Origin of the sequence: Thalassotalea sp. PP2-459, from assembly GCF_001913705.1 — a bacterium.
Classification (GTDB): Bacteria; Pseudomonadota; Gammaproteobacteria; order Enterobacterales; family Alteromonadaceae; genus Thalassotalea_C; species Thalassotalea_C hakodatensis.
This window is the reverse complement of the sequence record NZ_MKQD01000003.1, coordinates 1-20720: the sequence shown is the minus strand read 5'-3', so window position 1 is coordinate 20720 and position 20720 is coordinate 1. Positions and strand designations below refer to the sequence as shown.

Sequence of the window (20720 nt, the reverse complement as noted above, 5' to 3'; positions counted from 1 at the left end):
CTTCAATTACTTCAACTTCTTTATCAGCGCCTTGCTCAGCCATTGCTAATGGTGCAGCACCACCAGCAAGCACCATTGCGATTGAGCTCGCTAACACGCCTTTTTTAAATGTTTTAGATGACATCGACTTTCCCTTACACACGTTTTTTATAAATATGTTTAGTTATGTTTATCTAACCTTGTTAAAGACAGCGCTGTCTTTTATTTTGATGACAGCGTTGTCATAGGTTACGTAAAACCATACACAAAATTTTCAACCATGGCTATACTTGATCGTGAAATTATCAAATAATTACAACTAACTTGTTGTTTAATATAATCTTTAAGTTTAAATTATTTTTAAGTATTAATTAAAAAACAAACGATTTTAGTTAAATTTTCACTCTTTATCGCTTAGTTATAAGATATTAATGAATAAAAATACATTTTTATGCATAGTAAAGAGCTTTTCAACAAACCAATGTTAATGGAAAGTTAATATTGGTTAATGTTAATGAATGGCACAAAAGCGTTTTGGTCACCCATTAAAATTTATCTCGGGTTATGGTAATAAAGCAAAGCAACAGGCCCTATAATTTGTATGTCATCAGCGCTAAATGTCACTAAATTAATCGGTTTACTCATTGCGACCTGTATAAATTTTGACCTTGACTTTACGCTGCGCCTTCACTTATTTTAAAGATTGATGCGGAGTTTTTTTAACCAAACAATGACAACGCTGTCAGGCTCGAACGTATTAATGACTTATTGCTGTTGATAAAACTTATGAATAAAAACTTGCTGCATACAGTATAAATACATATTCTTACGCATCTGCACTTTACGCGATTAATTATAACTATTACAAACAAGGCTGTATTTTAGATGAAAACAACAATCACTGACGTTGCTAAAGCGGCAGGTGTATCAATAAAAACAGTATCTCGAGTGATAAATAACGAGCCTTCTGTACGCCAACCTACACGCGAAAAGGTAATGACGGCAGTAAAATCGCTAAATTATCAACCTAATTTAGCCGCCCGCAACCTTGCAGGAACGAAATCATATAGCATCGCTTTTATTTATGATAACCCGAACGCATATTATGTTATTGATATGCAGAACGGTATTTTAGAAGCCTGCAAGAAACAAGGGTTTGAGTTATTAATTCATCCTTGCAGAGCAAAATCTGAAAACCTTCTTGAAGAAATTACTGATATGATCAAGCACTCGCGCATCGCGGGTTTAGTACTAACACCTCCTTTTTCAGAAATGCCAGAATTTGTTGAACATATTCTTACGCTCGATATTGAGGTTGTTCGCATCATGTCTGGAGATATTGCCCCTGACGATATAGCACCATGCATTATGGTAAATGATCATGAAGCAGCGTTAAGTATTACGCAACATTTAGTAGACCTTGGTCATAAAAACATTGCTTTTATTGCCGGTGAAGCTGAACATATGTCTACTGTAGAGCGTTTAAGAGGCTATAAAAAAGCATTAAAAGATAACGGTATCGAATTAGATACGCAATTAATTGTCAATGGTGAATATTCTTTTGAGTCGGGTGTTCAAGGCGCCAAACAATTAATGGCAAAAGAAAATAAACCTAGCGCTATTTTTTGCTGTAATGATGAAATTGCGGCAGGTGCACTATTTGCAGCTCGCTTACTTGGTATAAATATTCCTGAACAATTATCTATAGCCGGCTTTGAAAACAGTCCGTTTTCCCGACAAACCTGGCCTAGACTAACAACGGCTCATCAGCCTAACCCTAAAATTGCGGAAGATGCAGCGAAGCTATTAATTGCCAAATCAAGAAAGCAACAAGCTAAATCTATTGTCACCCACTACACACCGCAACTTATTGTAAGAGACTCGACGTCAAACATAACCTAAACGACGACTAACCTTACTAGTATCTCCCTGAAGTTAGCTATCGGGGTCAATACCTTGTTTAATTTTTTCAATTCGTTCTTGATGACGATGATGTGCCTTTAATGCCGCCACACTAAATGCACCTACAATGGCAAAAATAGGGATTAATAACGCTAATACATCTGCTCGGAGTATTTTATCTAGCCAGTCCATGAGTGAAAACCTTTTAATTTATTATTCTTCGAAGTATGTTCCCCAACCATCATAATCAACTTCATTCTGTTTCGCCAACTCAAACATGAACTTTGTTTCATCTTTTAAGATATCTATTTCAAGAGGTTGTTCTGTTACAATATCAAAAGCAAAGACTTTTTCGCCACTTTCCAACTCAGCTTCTTCAGGTTCTTCTACCTCTAGCCCTAACTTAAATGCAGCTATCGCAGCTTTTTCAAGTTGCTCAAAGCTAGCACTTGAAAAGTGATGTTCAATCGTGTGGTGAACGTCTTCATTAGAACCATCAGTGAGTAGCGCTTCCACAAGAGACTCTGTGTGTTCGTAAAATTCAATTAGTGCTTGATCATTCATGCGTTAGCCTCTTGGGAAAGTTGTTCAAATTTAATCGTCATTTGTTCTCGTGTTTGATTTGCTAGCTTTCTAATATCTTCAATGGTTAACCCTACTGTCGGAATAGGATCCATGTACTCGATAATCAGCTTGCCGTTATTCCAACGATTAAGCCGGATATCACTAGAATTACTACACACACAAGGTACTATTGCTGAACCTGTTTGTAAGGCAGTTCTAAATGCTCCTGTTTTAAAAGGAAGAATTCCTCTACCGTAGCTTCTTGTGCCTTCTGGAAAAAGCCACACAGAAATACCTTTACGCTTAATTTTTTCTACTGTTGCTGTAATCGTATTTGACGCTTTATTCTTGTTGTTTCTATCGATGAGAATATTACCTGTTAACCAATACATTTGACCAAAAAAAGGGATCCAAACTAAGCTTTTCTTACCGACACTAACCGTATTAGGTAATACTGCTTTACTAATAGTGAAAAGATCATAGCTATTTTGATGGTTACCTATATATACATAAGAGCAATTGGGTGATATTGATGCAGGCACCCTCACCTCAATTTTCACACCCACGATATAAGCAACTTTAGCCATCCATTGGGCGGTGCGATAAACATTATTACGATGAAAAGGTCTGAACAAACACATTAATATCGATAAAGAGGCAATAACTACAATCGCAATGGCGAGTAAAATAATACGAATAAATGCTAACAACTGTCATTCTCATAACGAAACTTGCGGCAATTATACATCAACCAGATTCGAAATTGTTAACGAAAAAAATGCGATGTTTTTTACTTATAAAAACAGAATGTTAATAAAATCTTGATAAATTTTAGTTTCAAAAAACTCACTTTTTTATTCACTCACGCTATAGTTAAGAATGTAGCGTAGTAAAAATTAGTTCTGTATTTCGAATCAAAATTTTACGCCACCGAAACACAAGGGTCGTCAATGAAACTGATACTTTTAATCACTATGTTACTAAGCGTTACTGCATTTGCTAACAATAACGTGAGTCAAGACACGATTAAAAAAAAGCAAACTGCTCCACAGTTGTCACAACAGTGGGGACGAGATGCGCTTGATATCCCACACGGCTTAGCAACGCATAGTGCTGAATCGCTTGGGCTACTTCCACCGCTTGAAAACCAGCAAATACATCAACAAATTCGTCCGAGAACTCTCGCTTGGAACGCTCAAAAAAGACAGGCCGGTAATTATTGGTTTGATCACATTAACAATTCGTACATAAACGCAGGCGATATTGAACATGACTTTCAACTTCATGAAACCAAACATGGTGTAAATGCTGCCTATACACACGGCCGCTTTAGCGCAGAAACAACGATTATCAATCAACAAACAATATCTGCTGATTCAACGGCAATCTTTTTACAGGGGGCTTATAACATTGCCTCCTATGAAAACTTAAATGTCGCATTGACCGCTCAAATAGAGTCTTTAGGCGAAAACCAAATTAGGCATTATTTTGGTGCGCCAGAATACCTATTTTTAAACACCGCTAATGATACATCCAGAGCGAAAAATTACACCTTAGGTATTGTTACAACCTATTCAATTTCCAAAGATTGGCAGCTACTTGGCATGCTAAGCACCACTAATTTAGACGAAACGCTTTCAAGCAGCCCGCTGATAAAACACAATAATACGCAAATGGCACTTATTAGTACTCGTTATTCATTTTAGTTTGTTTCCCTGTAGAGCGATGTTATAACAGGTTTCAAACTCTTGGATCTGTTTTTGCTAATATAGCTCGTGTGCTATTTTGTTCGAAAAATTGCACGAGCTGGTCGTAACTCCGCCATTCTGCTAATTCTCTGAAATCAACCCAATCAAGCAAACACCATAGGCAGATTGCTGGATAATGCCAGTTGTTAAATTGACCATCAGCAACTGCTTTATCTAAGGCAGTCAAAACAGATTCCGTTCGTTCTCGTTGTAAGTTAAAAAACAGTGCGTCTTGCTGAGTATCAACTTTAGAGCGCTTTAACAGCAACATAGACACCAGCGCATCATTAACTGAATCAATTAAAGTTAATAAATTTTCCTGCTGCCAAGACAATGCATCTTGAGAAAATTTATTAGCTAAATAGCGATAGATCACGCGAGAATCATAGATACATAACTCACCATCAATCAATGCAGGTATTTTTTTCGTTGGATTGTTTATCGTTAGTAACGCTCTATCTTGTTCCGCGAAAATGTCTAAGTTTACAAATTCGTATTCTTTCTCAGTTAAATAAACACGTAACCTTCTTACAAAGGGTGATGTAGTAGACCCTAATAATTTCATTCGCTGTCCTTTTATTGATTTTCTGCTGATAAAATACATACTAATCATTATTCCCGTATACTCCAAATAATAAACCCGCATAAAAGCGGGTTTAGATAAAATCGATGATCTGCATTTACTATTTAAAACAAGTCATCGGGCATATCAAACATTGGTGATGAACCTGCTTTAATCGTTTCAATGAGCGACAATCGTCTCGGTAATAAACGAGTGAAATAATATCGGGCTGTATGTATTTTACTTTGATGAAAGTTTGGGTCTTCCGCTTCGTTATTTATACTAACGTCAGCCATCTTACACCATACAAAGGCCATGGCAGTATAGCCAACAAGGTGTAAGTAATCATTGGCTGCTGTTCCCAATATTTCAGCATCATGACTTGCTTGAGATAAAACAAATTCAGTTGTTTTTTCTAAATCATCAACAGCGTCAGCTAATGGTTTGACAAATTCGTCCATTTGGCTGTTCGAAGTATTCGCCATAAACTGTTTAATTTCGGTTAATAAACCTGTTAACAGTTCACCTTTACTTGCTGCCACTTTTCGCGCCAGCAAATCCATCGCTTGAATGCCGTTGGTTCCTTCATAAATTTGCGCAATGCGTGTATCCCGCACAAGTTGCTCTTGCCCCCATTCACGTATATAGCCATGACCACCGAATATCTGTTGACCTGCAACCGTATTATCAAATCCAATGTCAGTAAAAAAGGCTTTAGCAACTGGTGTCATCAATGCAGCGATTGCTTCTGCTGACTTTTGCGCTTCACCTTCACCGTAAGTTGCAATATCAAGTTGATTAGCGATATAAAGTGATAAAGCCCGCGAACCTTCATTAAGCGCTTTCATGTTAAGTAACATTCGACGTACATCGCCATGAACCATGATAGAGTCAGCAGGTTTATCTGGCGTTTTCGCTCCAGAAAGTGAACGACTCTGTAAACGGTCTTGGGCATATTCCAATGCGTTTTGATAAGATCGAACACTTGCTCCTAAGCCTTGTATACCAACACCAATACGCTCAAAATTCATCATGGTGAACATGCAGGCAAGTCCTTTATTAACTTCACCCACTAAAAAGCCAGTGGCACCATCAAAATTAATAACACAAGTAGCTGAGGCATGTATTCCCATTTTATGCTCTATTGAGCCACAACTTACGTGGTTAAAATCACCTAAGCTTTCATCATCGTTTACTTGATACTTAGGCACTACAAATAAAGATATGCCTTTAGGGCCAGCGGGTGCATCAGGTAATTTTGCCAACACTAAGTGAAGGATATTATCGGTAAGATCATGCTCCCCTGCCGTGATGAAAATTTTATTACCGGTAATTTTATAACTGCCGTCTTTTTGAGGCTCAGCTTTCGTTCTGATCATGCCTAAATCAGTACCCGCATGTGCTTCGGTTAAACACATTGATGCGGTCCAATCGCCAGCATATAGCCTAGTTAAATAACGCTCTTTTAACTCATCACTGCCGTGTTTAGCCAAAGAAAGTGCAGCACCGGCAGTCAAACCGGGATATAGTGAAAAGGAAATATCTGCTGAACATAACATTTCTTCATGTAATGAAGTGATTGCCTTAGGCATGCCCATACCGCCGTATTCAACGTCACCGCCTAGCGCACTCCAGCCTCCTTCTACATAAGTTTGAAACGCTTCTTTATATCCTGGGGCGGTTGTCACTTTGCCACCGTCAAAACTAACGCCTACTTCATCTCCTTCTCGAGAAATTGGTGCAATTACTTGCTCAGCAATTTTCCCACATTCAGATAAAATAGCTTGAGATGTTTCTTTATCAACATGCTCAGCTAGCTTGGGTAATGTTGACCAAACCTTATCAACAGCAAAAACATCCCATAATAAGTAATTCATATCTTTTAGCGGTGCGTGATATTCAGCCATACGGCAACCTCATTTCAAACAATTAATTCAAACACTCGTTTGAATATAACGAAACTATTGAGAATGTAAAGCATAGCAACGCAAATAACTTGTCGAATTGCTTTAGCTTGCTTAAAGTGAGTATAAGACATGAAATTGCAATTAAGTGAACAAATGCAACAATCCAAAGCCGTTAATGGTTTTTTACTTTATTTTTCACTACTGTTCGGCGCATACAGTCATGCTGAACAACTCAATTTCAGTAAAAAACAACAGCAAGATCAGGTAAATTTTCATGTTGAATGGCTTGATCATAACAATATTTCGCAGACGCTAAACTTTCAGTTTAAAAAAAAGCAAGTTTTTGATAAGTATAGAAGTTTTAACACTTATAAACCTGAACGTGCTCAAGAGTTTGTCAACAACAGTTTACGAAAACACCTTAGAAAACAGCCAATTTCAGATGTTTATATTCGCTTTAATCGGCAAGGTAGTAACGTAACTGCAGAAATAAAAGGTCAAAGCGCGTCAACAATAAAAGCAGCAGAACAGAAAATTGCTACCTTACAAAAAAGCTTTTTTGCTGAATATCTACAGAAAACCTATTACCAAGAGTTTTATACGCCAGACAATATACTTGCGATAAAACCCGATCACAGCAGAATTGCGCAGGAATCAGTAGTAGATTTCAAGCCTTTAAAGCCAACAATTATGGCTAAGTCATCAATCAAAAATATAAGACGGGTGACTAATTTTGTCATTGGTTTTGTACAAAGCATTCCTTATGCCACGCTAGAATCGCGTATCACCTCTTCAGGTGCTGGTTTTAATCCACCGCTAAAACTGCTTTATGAAAATCAAGGAGACTGTGACAGTAAAGTAACGCTCGTAGCAGCTATGCTCCGTATGTTAATGCCTAGAGTGAAAATGGTACTCATTTTTATTGATAATCATGCCTTAATAGGTATTGATGACACTCCACAAGGCAATGATAAAACCCTCACAGAACAAGGGACAACTTATATATTAGCCGAACCAACTGGGCCTGCTATGTTGCCCTTAGGTGAGATAGCACCCGAATCAGAAAGAGCGATAGTGCATGGGCGGTATACGCTAGAAACGTTACCAACAGATACCAGTGAAGAAATAGAAAACGATGACGCCGCTTCTTAACCCCAAACTTAATACAGAAAAAAGGCCAGTATTTCACTGACCTTAATACTAGAAAGTTTTATTGACGGGTTATTACACCATGTCACTAAATGGGTTAGCTTTTGGCAATGAAATTGTCTGAGCTATACCCGACATTGCAATTTCACCTTGTGAAATACTAATATCATCGTCGGATAGTACACCGTCACCGAATTTATAAATCAATTCAAACTGACCTTTATCTGCTTTCGCTTGGTATTGCTCACGCGCCTGCTCAACACGAACAAGTTTATCATAATAAGTTGTTAGCGCTTCACTACCATAGCGCTTTTCCATCATAGACAGAGTCACTTTAGGAGAGAGTAGTGTTGCCGTTGCATTGTTACCGCCAAACCCCTTAGAGTTAATAAACGCTACATCCATGTCATCACACTGCCAATGCTCAGTCGATATGTTTAATCTTTCATCATGCACATCATCCGCCACCGAATCGATAGTCGTAATGCCTGGCATAATATTATATTCAAACACACCTAACGCCCAAGCTACTTGGTCGCCACTTGCTGGGCCAATAGTATGGCCTAAATACGCTTTGGGTGCTGCTACCGGCCACTGGTTAATATTAAATGATTCAGCAATACGATGATAAATAAGTGATTCAGTCACCCTATTTTGCGGAGTGCTTGATCCATGCGCTAAAATAAAGCTTCGTTGTTGAACCGCTTCTTCACCTACGATGCTTGTTGCCAACGCGACAGATTTCGCCATAGTAATATAATTACCAGGGCCTGGTGCTGTGATCGACTTTTTAATACCATCAGCGTTTGTATAAACGTCTGCAACTGAGCCTAAAACTTTAGTGCCAAGTTCTAACGCTAATTTATCATCCATAAGAACAAGAAATTGCGCAGCTTCACCAATGGTAAAGCCACAGTTCTCACCAAAAGGTCTGCTGGTTCTACGATGGTTTGCTTCACCTTCAATAATACCATCAAGCTTTTTCAAGCCTTCTTCGTTGGCAAGTGCACTCATGTTACCGAAACCTTCAATAACTTCAGGCGTCAGCGCACAGTCATTACTACCCACAATAGCTAACCGAATACGACCCGATTGAATGTCATTGACCGCTGCTTTCAAGTTATACAAAAATGTGGCACAAGCACCAGTAGAAGTAAACGTCGTACCCACGCTTCCTGTAACATACGCATTGATAAAGTCGGTAGACATCGTATTTAAACCAAGTGCAAGGTTTTTAGTTGACACCCTTTCGCCTTTCAATCGGTTTTGTGTCATACCGCCTAAACCTTCGGCCTGCATTTGGCCAAAAACAGAAGCAGAATATGTTCCGATTTCATCTGGGCTTACGTGTTTTGCTAACTCAGGCCAACTATAACCCGTTGAATGAATAGCATCAGCTGCACCAAATATCGTCGCTTGTAGCCCTCTGGGTTGATAGCGGCTATTATATAATACGGCAGGATTAAAACCGGTAGGAAATTGACCTGCAGCCTTTATTGGGTTATCGCGCGTTGAGTCGTGCTTTACTTCAAGCGTGCCCTCAATGAATACTTTTACGTTTTTTTCGTCAAGTTCACTCACTTGCCATGTACTTGGTAATGGTCTAGGCAAATCACGTTTTTTAGCGGTAAAAACCAAACCATTACTTTCGGCCTGTAAAGCAATTTTTTGCTGCCATGGTGTTGCATCAGGATCAAAATGATTTGATTCGATTTTACGGATCAAAGTACCTGCTAAAATTTTCTCACCATAACGGGCCTCAATACTATTACTAGCTATGGCCTCACCTAAATGATCAACATAAAGGCCATCTTTAAATGACACTAAGTTCATTAATGTTGCCAAGCCAACAAACGTTTCTTGCCGTGCTTCTTCCGATAATTTATCTAAAATAATACGTCGAAAGCCCTGATGAAACGAAGTACGGCCAGCGGCGTTTATGCCGCCCATACCAACAATTACCGGTAATGCTGTCATGTCATGCCTCTTCTAAATACAGATAATACGATTAATGTATTAAGTGTATTTAGAATCGAATTGTTTTAATTGTTATATTCGGCCAAAATTTATGTCAATATAGCCAAATGAAACAAAACTCGTCATTAAAACGTAAAAAAGTACAAGTTGCCTTGATCTTGTACGATCATATGTTGGCAACAAGTGTAAGCTTACCCGTTGAAATGCTGCGTGCTGGTGAAGCCGCGGGGTTACAACAAAATAAAAATGCGCCGAAATTAATCATTGAAATGGTCGCCGAACATTTAAAACCTGTCACCACTCGAGCACTCATTAGATTATTGCCTGACGTTGAAGTAGCCAAAGCGACTCAACCTGACTTTGCTTTCATTCCAAGTTTATGGCGAAATCCAAGGCCGTTACTTAAACGCCTACCTAAACTGATTAATTGGTTAGATAAAATTTGGCATCAAGGAAGTACCGTTATTGGCGGTGGAACAGGCGTATGTTTTATGGCAGAGGCAGGTATTTTACATTCAAGGCCAGCCACCACACATTGGCACTACGTAGACCAATTTAAACGAGATTATCCACAAGTTGACCTTAAACCTGATTTTTTTATTACTCAATCTGATCGTATCTACTGTGCAGCCAGCTTAAATGCCCTCGCAGATATTATTGTACATATCATTGCGCAAATTTATGGCAAAGTTGCAGCGCAAACAGTGGAACGCAACTTTTCTCACGAAATTAGAAAGCCATATGAAGAGCAACGTTATTTAGAGGGGGCAGCCGATCGTCATAGTGATGAACTTATCAGTCAAATACAATTTTGGATGCAAACAAACTTAAGTGCTGAAACTTCTCTTGAATCGATCGCAGAACAGTTTGATATAAGTGTAAGATCGCTTACACGAAGGTTTAAACAAGCAAACGGAATAAGTGCTTATAAATATTGGCAACAGTTAAAATTAGAAGCAGCAAAAGAGTTATTAACTTCGACTAACTTATCGATACAAGAGGTCGCTTTTCATGTTGGCTATCAAGACCAAAGCCATTTTACCCGCTTATTTAAAAAGAACATGGCTACTACTCCGAAAGACTACCGTGTTATCGCCAAGAAAAAACTGTTTAGCGCCCAGTAAGCATTCTTTACTTGTGCCAACGAAACCTCTACGGCAAACTATACGTAATGACGTCTGATTAATTGGAAAAAACATGACAAAACACAGTATTGCTCACTCTCAAATTCAACAAATGCTAACATTACAAGACGCAATGAACACCCGAGTCAGTGAAACATGGCGTGCTAATGGCTACGAATGGTATAGAGCAATCTGGGTAGAATGTGCTGAAATGTTGGATCATCATGGTTGGAAATGGTGGAAACATCAAGAAATAGACGTTGCACAAGTACAGCTTGAACTCGTTGATATTTTTCATTTTGGTTTAAGTTTACGTTTAATGACAGGTTCACCTGTTGAACAAATAACCGATGAATTAGTAAAGCAACTTGCACAGCCTACCGACGAGCAAGATTTTAAAATTGCTTTAGAAAACCTAGCGTCGGCAGCGGTTACTCATAAAGCATTTGATGCCACAGCCTTTGCTGATTGTATGCGTTTAATGTCAATGGATCTAAACGAATTATTTCGTCAATACGTTGGAAAAAACACCTTAAACTTTTTCCGTCAAGATCATGGCTATAAAGATGGAACTTATATAAAAATATGGCACGGCGAAGAAGACAACGAAGTGTTAGCACGTGTTGTAAGTGCACTAGATGCTGGAGCCGAAAATTTTCAGCAACAACTTTATTCAACATTAAAAAGTCACTACCCAAGATAAAGAAAGATCACGGGGTATCTATTATTCAATAAGCTTCGGCTGATGCTACTGTGCTTGATTTTTTGGCGTTGTACACTAAATTTACGTCATGCATATGAATAAAAATAGGCTATAAATGAAGAACATGTCTATACTAAGTGATACTTGGTTATAACAAAAATTTAACAATCAATGTAAAGCGAGTAAATTGAGGGGACGATGGTTCAAAGTTCATGAACAAAAAGTGGAAATTTTATCTCGGTGCGAGTTTACTACTGTGTGTAATCATTGTTGCTAGTGGCTTTATCTATAACAATACAGCCAGCATTGAAGCGCGTAGTATAAATGAAATAAATCAAGTTCATGAAAACATCATGGAAGAACTTAATTCAGAGTTCTCATCTTTAAGCAATGAGGTGTCGTTTTTACATTTTACTCCCCCCGTACGAGGCTTAGCTAGAGCTAATAAGAATAATGACATTGATGTTTTAGATGGCTCTACGACAGAATTATGGCGTAAACGATTAGAGCAGATATTTATTGGATTTTTAAAAAATTATGATGAGTATTTTCAACTACGCATTATTTTAAATAACGGCGATGAATTTTTAAAAGTTATCCGCCAGAAAGGTAATATAAGTAGCGTTCCTGCTAACGTGCTTCAAAACAAAGCCCATCATGATTACTTTACAGAGGCGGTGAATTCACCGACTAAAAACATGTTATTTTCACGCATTTCTTTAAATAAAGAGAATAACACCATTGAAATTCCACATGTTCCAACGCTTAGATTGTCAATTCCAATATACCAAGATGAAGGAACCTTATATGGCGTGCTTGTTGCCAATGTTGATGTGACTAAAATTTTTAATAGTGTACGTGGTTTGATCACTGATCATCAGCAATTAATGGTGATGGATGATGAAGGATACTACCTTTGTCACGAAGATGGTACATTAAAATATTCGCGTGATTTATCCCCTGAACATCGATTAAACCAAGATTATATCTTCGAAAACGAGGAAGCTGACGCATTATCTATAAGTTCTTCAACAAGCAAAGAGCAATTTAGAGGCATACTAAAACAACTTCAACTACCCGTTGATGGCAAAGGAAATACGTTACAAGTTGCTTTAATGCTGCCTCAGAAATATATCAATGCACAAAAAACGCAAGCGCTTACCTCAAGTATAATTGTTTTATTCATTGTCGTGATCATTGCGTTATCAATATTAGTATATTTTTATAATCTATCGAATAAAGCCAGTCGACTGGCAAAGCAATTTGAGTCAGGGCAAAGAATTATTGACTCAACCAATGAAGCGGTTTTTGTGCTCAACAAGCAACATAGCATCATTAGTTGCAACACAGCAGCATCAAACCTAATGAGGGCGTCGGTTAATGAACTGGTAGGTAAAGCAATTTCTAGTGTACTAAAAGAACATTTAACGTTAGATATTACATCAATATTTACTCACTTTTCCGCTAGCACCCCAATAAATCACCAAACACTTAAAGCAACTCAAGGTAATACCACCTTGTATTTAAATTGCAAAGCAATTCCCCTATTTCGCGATACAGTAAAAAAGAAAACCCCAAAACTAGCATTACTAATATCTGATGTGACCGCGGAAAATGAGGCATATAATTTAATAGAACAACAAAAATTCAACCTTGAAAAAGAAGTTGAACTACGAACAAGCGAGCTAGAAATTGCCCGTGATAAAGCAGTAGAGTTGAGTGACATTAAAAGCCGATTCATTTCAACAATTAGCCACGAAATGCGCACTCCATTAAACGGAATTACTGGTGCAATCCAATTATTAAAACGTGACATTCATTCTCAAGATGAAAATGATTATATTTCAATGGCTGAAAATGGCATTGAAACATTAAGTTCATTAGTCAATGATATATTAGATATCTCTAAAATCGAAGCAGGTAAACTTGAATTAAATTATCAACATCATCAAATTCACGACGTAATTGAGTCGTTAGTTTCTACCCTGAGTATCGTCATTAAAGAGAAAGGGTTAACTTTTTATATAGATACTAGCCACTTAACCATCGCATCAGCGAAGTTTGATGCATTTCGTTTAAAACAAATCATTTCAAACCTTGTCAGTAACGCAGCAAAATTCACCAAAGAAGGTTATATAAAAATAACCGCGGAATCCATAACCACAGAATCTACCGTGATATTAAATCTCACGGTTGAAGATACAGGCATTGGTATTTCCGAAGATGAATTAACACACTTATTCCAAGAATTTTCTCAAGCCAATAGAACTATTACCGAAGAATATGGTGGTACAGGTTTAGGGCTGTCAATCTGTAAACAAATAGCCAATCTAATGGGCGGCGATATCCACGTTAGCTCTCAGTTAGGAAAAGGCAGTACCTTTACGGTCACAATCATGCTTGAAGAGTGTGTGTCATTCGATGCACAAGTGAAAACACGTTTACAAGGTAAGTACTTTTGTGTTTGCATTGAAGATCCAATTGAATGCTCAATTATTGAACGATTAATAAACTTCAGTGGCGGCTCTTTAATACCTATCACGAGTAATATAACTCAACTTTTATTAGAAAATACTATCGATTACTTAGTGACCGACACCTCATTTTTAAAAGCAGACAACAACATAGCCGATATTAAGAAAGCATTAAAAGATAACACACTGACGCGATGGTTAATCATTGATAACGGACGTTATGATCTTTCAAAAATAAGCTCTCAAGCAACTGTTATTGAATCGCCCGTATTACGCGCTGACTTTTTAGAATCAGTATTACATGAGCGCAACCGTGAAGAGCAAAAAATTAATGACACTCGCCGAAAATATGACAAAGAGCAATTATTAAATCAGCAACAATTAATATCTTCACCTGTGCATGTGCTTGTTGTTGATGATAATAGAATTAATCGAAAAGTCGCACAACATATGTTAGAGGGTATGGGCTTAACCGTAAGTACGGCTATACATGGTGAAGATGCCATTGAACAATTACAGAATTCCAACGATGAATCTCAGTTTTCCATCATCTATATGGACTGTAACATGCCAATTCTTAATGGTTACGACACCACGACTCTGATACGACAAGGTAACGCAGGGAAACGATATCAAACAATACCTATTATGGCGATGACCGCTAATGCGATGAAAGGTGAGCAAGAAAAATGTCAAGCTGCAGGTATGAATGATTATATTACTAAACCTGTAAATGTGAATATTTTAGAACAGAAAACCTATCAATTATTAGAAAAAACCCATAAGAAGACAGATTAACAAGAAGATAACCCTAGTAACTTTTTCACCTCAGGAGCAAGCTTTGTAAGCCCTGATTGTAACCCTAAAAAATACGCATCTTCTGCACTACAATGTTGTAACCAAAATGCCATAAGAGCAATAAGTGCCCCTACTCTATTACCACTTGCACAATGCACTAACGTAGGTTCATTCACAACTAGTAATTGATATAATTGCTTAGCATTATCTCGTGTTAATGTGGTGATGTCTGTCACCGGTATAACATGATAAAACAGTTGTAACTGCTGACAAATCGCTTGCTCATCATACCCTAGCGGCTCAGTTTTTGGACGTAAATTGATAACTTGTCTGATCCCCATTTTTTGTAGGAATAACAAATCTGCTGAGGTAGGTTGGCCACCTACCAATAAATTTTCTTGTGGCAACATTACGTTAATCATCGCAAGCTTAGAAACAATGCTTTTAAGTTCCATGTTAAATACCTACTACCCTTTAGCACTGAATAGTTGAGCGCTTTTTAGTCCAACCAGCATTGCTATCACAAAATAAATGGTTTCTTGTTGGCCATACGCCAGTCCTGCTATTGCTGGTCCAGGGCAATATCCTGCCATTCCCCAGCCGACACCAAATAAACTCGCACCTATAATCAAAGGTTTATCTATCGCAGAGTTAGTAGGTAAATAAAATTGACTCGCACAAAGAGGTGACTGTTTTTTTAAAGAAAGTGTAAAACCGACAGTCGTCACCAATAACGCGCCGAACATGACAAACATAAGTGCCGGGTTCCAATCTCCTGCAACATCTAGAAATGCGATAACCACTGTAGGGTTAATCATTTCAGACATCGCTAAACCTAAGCCAAACAAAATCCCAGAAATAATGGCGATTACATTCTTCATACGCTTCTCCTACGCAAACACATGCTTAATAACAAAGACGGTTATGCCAGCAGTCAGCATAAAAATAATCGTGGCACTCATAGATCGAATTGAAAAACGTCCGATTCCACACACGCCATGACCACTCGTACACCCGCTTCCTATGTATGTGCCAATACCAACCAATAACCCGGCAATAATCATAAACCAAGCAGATGGTGGTTGACGAAACGGCAATGTAAAAGGATCAAAGAAATGATAAATCGCAGCGCCTATTATCAACCCTAAAATGAATAATACGCGCCACAGCTTGTCATTAGCCTGATTATCAGATTCTGATTGTTGTAAAATCTTTCCAACAATACCGCTTATCCCTGCGATTCTGCCTAAGCCTATAAACAACAGTAAGGCTGATAAGCCTATTAACATACCGCCTAAAAATGCGGGTAAATAACTGATTAATGATTCCATTATTTATCTCCTATTTGCGGAAAGGTCACCGGCGATTTTAAATAAATTTGTTGGTTGCCTTCAGGTTTTGGAAAGTGTCCAGCAGCAATATTCACTTGAATGGCGGGAAGTAATAGTCTAGGTACCGCTAATGAGTTGTCACGAGCAGTTCTAAACGCAATAAAATCTTGTTTGCTGTTACCTTCTTTTACATGAATATTTTCAGTCTTTTGCTCAACAAGCGTTACTTGGCATGTTGGCGATCTATCCCCTTCTGGGTAATCGTGACATAAAAAAATACGTGTATTCGGCGGCAATGCGAAAAGTCGCTGAATTGAATTAAATAACATCGCCGCATCACCTCCAGGAAAATCACACCTTGCAGTGCCGAGGCTAGGGTGAAACATGGTGTCACCAATGAAAGCCGCATCACCAATTAAGTACGTTACACTGTCATTGGTATGCCCAGGCGTTGCGATAACATCAACAGTCAATGAACCAATAGAGAAACTATCGCCATCGGAAAAGCACCGATCGAATTGTTCACCTTCAACAGGGAACGCTTCGCTTAGGTTATAAATCTCTTTGAACGTTTTTTGCACAGTAGCAATACCTTTGCCTATCGCAACCTGGGCATTGGTCTTATGTTTAAGATATTGCGCTGCCGTTAAATGATCAGCATGTGCATGTGTTTCAAGGATCCACTCTATCGTTAATTGTTGCTCGTTAACATATTCGAGCACCTGGTTTGCACTTTCATAACTGACCTTACCTGAAGCTTGATCAAAATCGAGTACTGGATCAATAACAACCCCACTTCGTTGTTCAGCATCGAACACAACATAGGTGAACGTACAAGTTTCATCGTGGAAAAAAGACATAACCACTGGCTTCATCAGCACACTCCTTAATAACTACTAGCGCTAGTTTATTCACCTTAGTTATATTAGTCAATGCTAATTTAGCATTGTCTAAATTACTATTTATTGCTATAAATAGTAACGTTACTCATCATGGAGAAATTCATTGCAAGACCCTAGCGCGCTAATAAATGCAGCCAAACAAACAGCAGATTTATTAAAAGTAATGGCCAATGAAAATAGATTGATGATCCTATGTACGTTAATGAATAATGAAATGTCGGTAAGTGAATTGAACCAACATATTCCATTAAGCCAATCAGCACTATCTCAACATTTAGCCGTATTACGAAAAGAACAAATAGTTGAAACTCGACGAGATGCACAAACTATTTATTACTTAGTAAAAAGCCCAGAAGTTATCCAGCTTTTATCTGTGCTTTATGAGCTATTTTGTCCGGAAGCAGACCATTAGAGCACCTCACAATCCACGAAAATTATGCAGCTTAAGATAAATGTATTGTTCGCATGTTTATGGCACAAAAAATGCTTTATCTGTTACAAGAAAACTGTTTTAACAAAACCGTCAATATTTTGTAAATTTGGAGCGCATTATGGAACTCATTTTATTTGCGATGATCAGTTTGATCATTATTGTTGCTTTATTAGCAAATCGTTTAAATGATACTAGTTTCCCATTTCCTTTTGATAGAAAAGCCACTGTATTTACTTCAGCGGAAAAGAATTTTCATCGTTTATTAGAACAAGCTGTTGGTGGTGAATATCGTGTTATCAACCGAGTAAAGCTTTCTGATATTGTTACGGTAAGAGGCGGGGTTTCACAACGAGCAAGTCAAACTGCACGTAATAAGGCCGATAACAAATATTTAGACTTTGCCATTTGTGATCGTCAAAGCATGAAGCTACTTGGCACCATCGATCTCGTCGATACGCAAGGTAAAGGTTATAAAGTAAAAAAAGATTGGTTTGTAAGTGGCGCGCTTGAAGCAGCATCAATTCCACATTTACGTATTAAAGTGAAAGCAACCTATTCTGTTGAAGAATTAAAACATTGTTTACAAACGCGTTTGTTTGCCAATAAAGTCATGGAGCCTAAAATGAAAGGCAGAGTGATCCCTGCTCCAATGGTTAAAGCTCGAACCAAACCTGCATCATCTTCAACAGGTGTGATCACACCAACAGCAGCACTTGCTGCTAATCAATTAAACAACGGAAAATTACCAGCACCTAGTATGGGTGCACTGCCCCATTAACATATTCTGATCTAGCCTAAACGTACAAACGTAGTAACCTTAATAACAAAAAGCGGAATAATTTCCGCTTTTTCATCGCTGTAAAAACCATAATTGTTAACGTATACTTTCGCCATCAATATTTTCACTAAGGCAATAAAATGACCGTAGGTATTATCGGCGCAATGGAACCAGAAGTTGCGATTTTAAAAGCAAAATTAATTGACGCAAAAACAACAAACATCGCAGGCTACTCATTTTACCATGGTAGGTTAAATAACACCGACGTTGTAATAGTACAATCGGGTATTGGTAAGGTCGCGGCAGCACTTGCAACAGCATTTCTCATCAAAGAATTCTCTCCTAAGTATGTTGTCAATACAGGTTCTGCTGGTGGTTTCGAACAGTCTTTAAAAGTGGGGGATATTGTTATTAGCAGTGAAGTGCGTTATCACGATGTTGATGTAACAGCATTTGGCTATGAAATTGGCCAGTTACCAGCGAATCCCGCCGCTTACCTTCCTCACCCGCGTTTAGTCGAAGCAGCAAAAGCTAGTATTTCATCATTACCGGGCATTCAAACACTTGTCGGCTTGATCACAACAGGTGATACCTTTATGACCAAAGATGACGATATAGCAAAAGCGCGGGCAAATTTTCCCACGATGGCAGCAGTAGAAATGGAAGGCGCCGCAATTGCACAAACCTGCTATCAGCTATCAACCCCTTTTGTAGTCATTCGCTCAATGTCAGATATTGCTGGTAAAGAATCCCCTACTTCATTTGAAGCATACCTTGAAACTGCATCAGTTAATTCTTCTCAGCTGGTGATGAACATGATTGAAAATTTACAAGGCATTACCTTGAACTAAGCAAACCACATGACAGACTTTATCAACCAACTTACCCCTTTCATTTTGCAACTCATCATCGTATTAGTTGTCCTTTTATTGAGGTCTGTTATTGCTATTGTACAAACGAAAGACACCACGCATTTCTTTCGTTTTTACTGTCAACGCCTATCAGACAAAGTAAACAATCAACATAATGGTACACAACAGCAAAAAATTGCTGGTGCAGCCGCTACACTGATCACGGTAATACCTATAATCATAATTATATGGTTATTTGAAGATTTTGTTGAAGTGCCGATACTTTGGCACAGCTTATTACTTTTTTTTGCTTTATCAGGAGCTGGCGCACAACGAATGGCTAGCCAACTGATCACGTCAATAAACAAACAAGAAAACAGTTCAGCAAAAGCGCATTTACAACCATGGGTACTAAGAGATACCTCAACATTATCTAGTATGGGGTTATGTAAAGCCTGTATTGAAATGCTTTGGCTCAATTACCTACAACGTCAGTTTTTAGTCATTTTGCTTTATTTGCTTATTGGTCCCATTGCCGCCATTTGTTATCGCATTCTGTTAGAAATACATTACAGCTGGAATACAAAAATTGAAAAATATCAATATTTTGGTAAATTTGTTGGAAAAATTATATCGCTATTACAATGGCTACCGGCGTTAATACTTTCTATAGAATTAAGCTTCTTAATGTTTAGTAAAACGAACCGTACTAGCGCACAGTCTATCAGCTCACATATATCAAGGTTAACGAGCGATTACTTACTAGCTACCGCCGCTAAAATTAATAATGTCCAATTAGGGGGCGTTGCACTTTATCAAGGACACAAGTTAAGACGCGTTAGCTTTAATCAGTCAGGTTCTCAACCTTCCACTACAGAGCTTTCAAACACGATTAAACAGCTGCAGTTAGTAAAAGCCTTAAACATCGGGATTATTTTCAGTATGCTAGTATTATCTATGTTCATTTCTTTTGCTACATAAGGCGCTCTGATGAAAACATTTAACCAATTATCTGTATTTTTGTTCGTATTGTTACTAACAAGTTTTGTACAAGCTAATGAAACCAAAACCATCTCAGCTCAACAGTTAATATCAATTACAAATGCCCCGAAAGCTGCTCCTGTGATTATTTTAGATGTGAGATCTGCACAAGAATTTAACACCGGGCATATCGCCAATGCGATTAACATTCCTCATAATGAAATCGAACAACGGTTGAATGAATTAAGCATACATCAAGATTCAATGGTAGTGGTGCATTGCCGCTCAGGAAGACGAGCACAAATTGCTGAGGAAATATTAACAAAACACGGCTTTTCTCAATTACGACATTTATCTGGTGATTTCAACGGCTGGCAAGCTGATGAGCTACCTGTGGTGACAGAAAATACGCAGAGGTAAGATTTTTGCTTTATTGGTTAGATTTATTTGGCATTGTGGTTTTTGCACTGTCAGGCGCCCTTATGGCAGGGCGGTATCAACTTGATCCATTTGGGGTTGTAGTGCTAGCCGCCGTTACCGCCATTGGCGGCGGGACG

The 20720-nt window shown here is 38.2% G+C and carries 22 protein-coding genes; 12 read left to right on the top strand and 10 right to left on the bottom strand.

What is annotated here, in order from left to right; genetic code table 11:
- Positions 1 to 864 precede the first annotated feature (864 nt).
- A complete protein-coding gene (locus BI291_RS00165; protein ID WP_074495180.1) occupies positions 865 to 1881 on the top strand; it encodes a LacI family DNA-binding transcriptional regulator in 1017 nt (338 codons plus the stop codon).
- A 33-nt stretch (positions 1882 to 1914) separates the two neighbouring features.
- Here the strand turns inward: BI291_RS00165 and BI291_RS18365 are convergent, their stop codons facing one another.
- The 3 genes from BI291_RS18365 to BI291_RS00155 are packed head-to-tail and all read right to left on the bottom strand — an operon-like array spanning position 1915 to position 3155.
- Positions 1915 to 2073: a hypothetical protein gene (locus BI291_RS18365; RefSeq protein WP_175573055.1), complete on the bottom strand. Its 159-nt coding sequence runs from the start codon at positions 2071 to 2073 to the stop codon at positions 1915 to 1917.
- A gap of 21 nt (positions 2074 to 2094) precedes the next feature.
- On the bottom strand, positions 2095 to 2445 hold the full coding sequence (gene rraB / locus BI291_RS00160) for a ribonuclease E inhibitor RraB (protein WP_074495178.1): 351 nt from the start codon (positions 2443 to 2445) through the stop codon (positions 2095 to 2097).
- Positions 2442 to 3155 carry a 1-acylglycerol-3-phosphate O-acyltransferase gene (locus BI291_RS00155; RefSeq protein WP_074495176.1) on the bottom strand — a complete coding sequence of 238 codons (714 nt, stop codon included), beginning with the start codon at positions 3153 to 3155 and terminating at the stop codon, positions 2442 to 2444. The genes rraB and BI291_RS00155 overlap by 4 nt, the downstream gene beginning before the upstream one ends.
- Positions 3156 to 3395: 240 nt before the next feature.
- Between BI291_RS00155 and BI291_RS00150 the strand changes: the two genes are divergently transcribed.
- Positions 3396 to 4151: a MipA/OmpV family protein gene (locus BI291_RS00150; RefSeq protein WP_074495173.1), complete on the top strand. Its 756-nt coding sequence runs from the start codon at positions 3396 to 3398 to the stop codon at positions 4149 to 4151.
- Between the two features lie 34 nt (positions 4152 to 4185).
- Here BI291_RS00150 and BI291_RS00145 read toward each other — a convergent pair whose 3' ends face one another.
- Together BI291_RS00145 and BI291_RS00140 are read right to left on the bottom strand one after the other, a co-directional pair.
- The gene (locus tag BI291_RS00145) at positions 4186 to 4758 is read right to left on the bottom strand and encodes a glutathione S-transferase family protein (protein ID WP_074495171.1); all 573 of its coding nucleotides are present in this window, start codon (positions 4756 to 4758) and stop codon (positions 4186 to 4188) included.
- Between the two features lie 122 nt (positions 4759 to 4880).
- Complete coding sequence (locus BI291_RS00140) at positions 4881 to 6662, bottom strand: acyl-CoA dehydrogenase C-terminal domain-containing protein (RefSeq protein ID WP_074495169.1); 1782 nt, start codon at positions 6660 to 6662, stop codon at positions 4881 to 4883.
- Between the two features lie 129 nt (positions 6663 to 6791).
- Here BI291_RS00140 and BI291_RS00135 point away from each other — a divergent pair, with 129 nt between their 5' ends.
- Positions 6792 to 7814 carry a hypothetical protein gene (locus tag BI291_RS00135; protein ID WP_074495167.1) on the top strand — a complete coding sequence of 341 codons (1023 nt, stop codon included), beginning with the start codon at positions 6792 to 6794 and terminating at the stop codon, positions 7812 to 7814.
- A 72-nt stretch (positions 7815 to 7886) separates the two neighbouring features.
- Here BI291_RS00135 and BI291_RS00130 read toward each other — a convergent pair whose 3' ends face one another.
- Positions 7887 to 9788, bottom strand: a complete 1902-nt coding sequence (locus BI291_RS00130; RefSeq protein WP_074495165.1) for a beta-ketoacyl synthase — start codon at positions 9786 to 9788, stop codon at positions 7887 to 7889.
- 107 nt (positions 9789 to 9895) lie between these two features.
- Here BI291_RS00130 and BI291_RS00125 point away from each other — a divergent pair, with 107 nt between their 5' ends.
- The 3 genes from BI291_RS00125 (at position 9896) to BI291_RS00115 (ending at position 14887) form a co-directional block, all read left to right on the top strand.
- Entirely contained in the window at positions 9896 to 10912 is a 1017-nt protein-coding gene (locus tag BI291_RS00125) for a GlxA family transcriptional regulator (RefSeq protein WP_074495158.1), read from the top strand.
- A gap of 73 nt (positions 10913 to 10985) precedes the next feature.
- Entirely contained in the window at positions 10986 to 11615 is a 630-nt protein-coding gene (locus BI291_RS00120) for a dUTP diphosphatase (protein ID WP_074495155.1), read from the top strand.
- A 212-nt stretch (positions 11616 to 11827) separates the two neighbouring features.
- Entirely contained in the window at positions 11828 to 14887 is a 3060-nt protein-coding gene (locus BI291_RS00115) for an ATP-binding protein (protein ID WP_074495152.1), read from the top strand.
- On the opposite strand, the gene BI291_RS00110 is transcribed toward BI291_RS00115, so the two are convergent.
- From BI291_RS00110 to BI291_RS00095, 4 genes are read right to left on the bottom strand one after another with little or no spacing between them, the layout of a single operon-like run.
- Positions 14884 to 15342 carry a sulfur transferase domain-containing protein gene (locus BI291_RS00110; RefSeq protein ID WP_074495150.1) on the bottom strand — a complete coding sequence of 153 codons (459 nt, stop codon included), beginning with the start codon at positions 15340 to 15342 and terminating at the stop codon, positions 14884 to 14886. The genes BI291_RS00115 and BI291_RS00110 overlap by 4 nt on opposite strands.
- Positions 15343 to 15354: 12 nt before the next feature.
- On the bottom strand, positions 15355 to 15768 hold the full coding sequence (locus BI291_RS00105; protein WP_074495147.1) for a YeeE/YedE family protein: 414 nt from the start codon (positions 15766 to 15768) through the stop codon (positions 15355 to 15357).
- Between the two features lie 9 nt (positions 15769 to 15777).
- A complete protein-coding gene (locus BI291_RS00100) occupies positions 15778 to 16218 on the bottom strand; it encodes a YeeE/YedE family protein (RefSeq protein ID WP_074495145.1) in 441 nt (146 codons plus the stop codon).
- On the bottom strand, positions 16218 to 17093 hold the full coding sequence (locus BI291_RS00095) for an MBL fold metallo-hydrolase (RefSeq protein WP_074495142.1): 876 nt from the start codon (positions 17091 to 17093) through the stop codon (positions 16218 to 16220). The genes BI291_RS00100 and BI291_RS00095 overlap by 1 nt, the downstream gene beginning before the upstream one ends.
- Before the next feature lie 130 nt (positions 17094 to 17223).
- Here BI291_RS00095 and BI291_RS00090 point away from each other — a divergent pair, with 130 nt between their 5' ends.
- The 6 genes from BI291_RS00090 to BI291_RS00065 form a co-directional block, all read left to right on the top strand.
- A complete protein-coding gene (locus BI291_RS00090) occupies positions 17224 to 17532 on the top strand; it encodes a metalloregulator ArsR/SmtB family transcription factor (protein ID WP_074495139.1) in 309 nt (102 codons plus the stop codon).
- 139 nt (positions 17533 to 17671) lie between these two features.
- Positions 17672 to 18331, top strand: a complete 660-nt coding sequence (locus BI291_RS00085) for a DUF2726 domain-containing protein (protein ID WP_074495136.1) — start codon at positions 17672 to 17674, stop codon at positions 18329 to 18331.
- A 140-nt stretch (positions 18332 to 18471) separates the two neighbouring features.
- Complete coding sequence (gene mtnN, locus BI291_RS00080; protein WP_074495134.1) at positions 18472 to 19182, top strand: 5'-methylthioadenosine/S-adenosylhomocysteine nucleosidase; 711 nt, start codon at positions 18472 to 18474, stop codon at positions 19180 to 19182.
- Between the two features lie 9 nt (positions 19183 to 19191).
- Positions 19192 to 20163 (top strand): cobalamin biosynthesis protein, encoded by a 972-nt coding sequence (locus BI291_RS00075; RefSeq protein WP_074495129.1) that lies wholly within the window; start codon positions 19192 to 19194, stop codon positions 20161 to 20163.
- Between the two features lie 9 nt (positions 20164 to 20172).
- Complete coding sequence (locus BI291_RS00070; protein ID WP_074495123.1) at positions 20173 to 20583, top strand: rhodanese-like domain-containing protein; 411 nt, start codon at positions 20173 to 20175, stop codon at positions 20581 to 20583.
- 5 nt (positions 20584 to 20588) lie between these two features.
- On the top strand, positions 20589 to 20720 hold a 132-nt coding region (locus tag BI291_RS00065; RefSeq protein ID WP_175573054.1), incomplete at its 3' end, for a TRIC cation channel family protein.

What these genes read in the sequence shown, in the direction of transcription:
- BI291_RS00110 (WP_074495150.1), bottom strand. Translation starts at nt 15,342, where the DNA reads ATGGAACTTAAAAGCATTGTTTCTAAGCTTGCGATGATTAACGTAATG.
- BI291_RS00105 (WP_074495147.1), bottom strand. Translation starts at nt 15,768, where the DNA reads ATGAAGAATGTAATCGCCATTATTTCTGGGATTTTGTTTGGCTTAGGT.
- BI291_RS00165 (WP_074495180.1), top strand. Translation starts at nt 865, where the DNA reads ATGAAAACAACAATCACTGACGTTGCTAAAGCGGCAGGTGTATCAATA.
- BI291_RS00125 (WP_074495158.1), top strand. Translation starts at nt 9,896, where the DNA reads ATGAAACAAAACTCGTCATTAAAACGTAAAAAAGTACAAGTTGCCTTG.
- BI291_RS00115 (WP_074495152.1), top strand. Translation starts at nt 11,828, where the DNA reads ATGAACAAAAAGTGGAAATTTTATCTCGGTGCGAGTTTACTACTGTGT.
- BI291_RS00150 (WP_074495173.1), top strand. Translation starts at nt 3,396, where the DNA reads ATGAAACTGATACTTTTAATCACTATGTTACTAAGCGTTACTGCATTT.
- BI291_RS00145 (WP_074495171.1), bottom strand. Translation starts at nt 4,758, where the DNA reads ATGAAATTATTAGGGTCTACTACATCACCCTTTGTAAGAAGGTTACGT.
- BI291_RS00130 (WP_074495165.1), bottom strand. Translation starts at nt 9,788, where the DNA reads ATGACAGCATTACCGGTAATTGTTGGTATGGGCGGCATAAACGCCGCT.
- BI291_RS00070 (WP_074495123.1), top strand. Translation starts at nt 20,173, where the DNA reads ATGAAAACATTTAACCAATTATCTGTATTTTTGTTCGTATTGTTACTA.
- BI291_RS00075 (WP_074495129.1), top strand. Translation starts at nt 19,192, where the DNA reads ATGACAGACTTTATCAACCAACTTACCCCTTTCATTTTGCAACTCATC.
- BI291_RS00085 (WP_074495136.1), top strand. Translation starts at nt 17,672, where the DNA reads ATGGAACTCATTTTATTTGCGATGATCAGTTTGATCATTATTGTTGCT.
- BI291_RS00120 (WP_074495155.1), top strand. Translation starts at nt 10,986, where the DNA reads ATGACAAAACACAGTATTGCTCACTCTCAAATTCAACAAATGCTAACA.
- BI291_RS00100 (WP_074495145.1), bottom strand. Translation starts at nt 16,218, where the DNA reads ATGGAATCATTAATCAGTTATTTACCCGCATTTTTAGGCGGTATGTTA.
- rraB (WP_074495178.1), bottom strand. Translation starts at nt 2,445, where the DNA reads ATGAATGATCAAGCACTAATTGAATTTTACGAACACACAGAGTCTCTT.
- BI291_RS18365 (WP_175573055.1), bottom strand. Translation starts at nt 2,073, where the DNA reads ATGGACTGGCTAGATAAAATACTCCGAGCAGATGTATTAGCGTTATTA.
- BI291_RS00135 (WP_074495167.1), top strand. Translation starts at nt 6,792, where the DNA reads ATGAAATTGCAATTAAGTGAACAAATGCAACAATCCAAAGCCGTTAAT.
- mtnN (WP_074495134.1), top strand. Translation starts at nt 18,472, where the DNA reads ATGACCGTAGGTATTATCGGCGCAATGGAACCAGAAGTTGCGATTTTA.
- BI291_RS00095 (WP_074495142.1), bottom strand. Translation starts at nt 17,093, where the DNA reads ATGAAGCCAGTGGTTATGTCTTTTTTCCACGATGAAACTTGTACGTTC.
- BI291_RS00140 (WP_074495169.1), bottom strand. Translation starts at nt 6,662, where the DNA reads ATGGCTGAATATCACGCACCGCTAAAAGATATGAATTACTTATTATGG.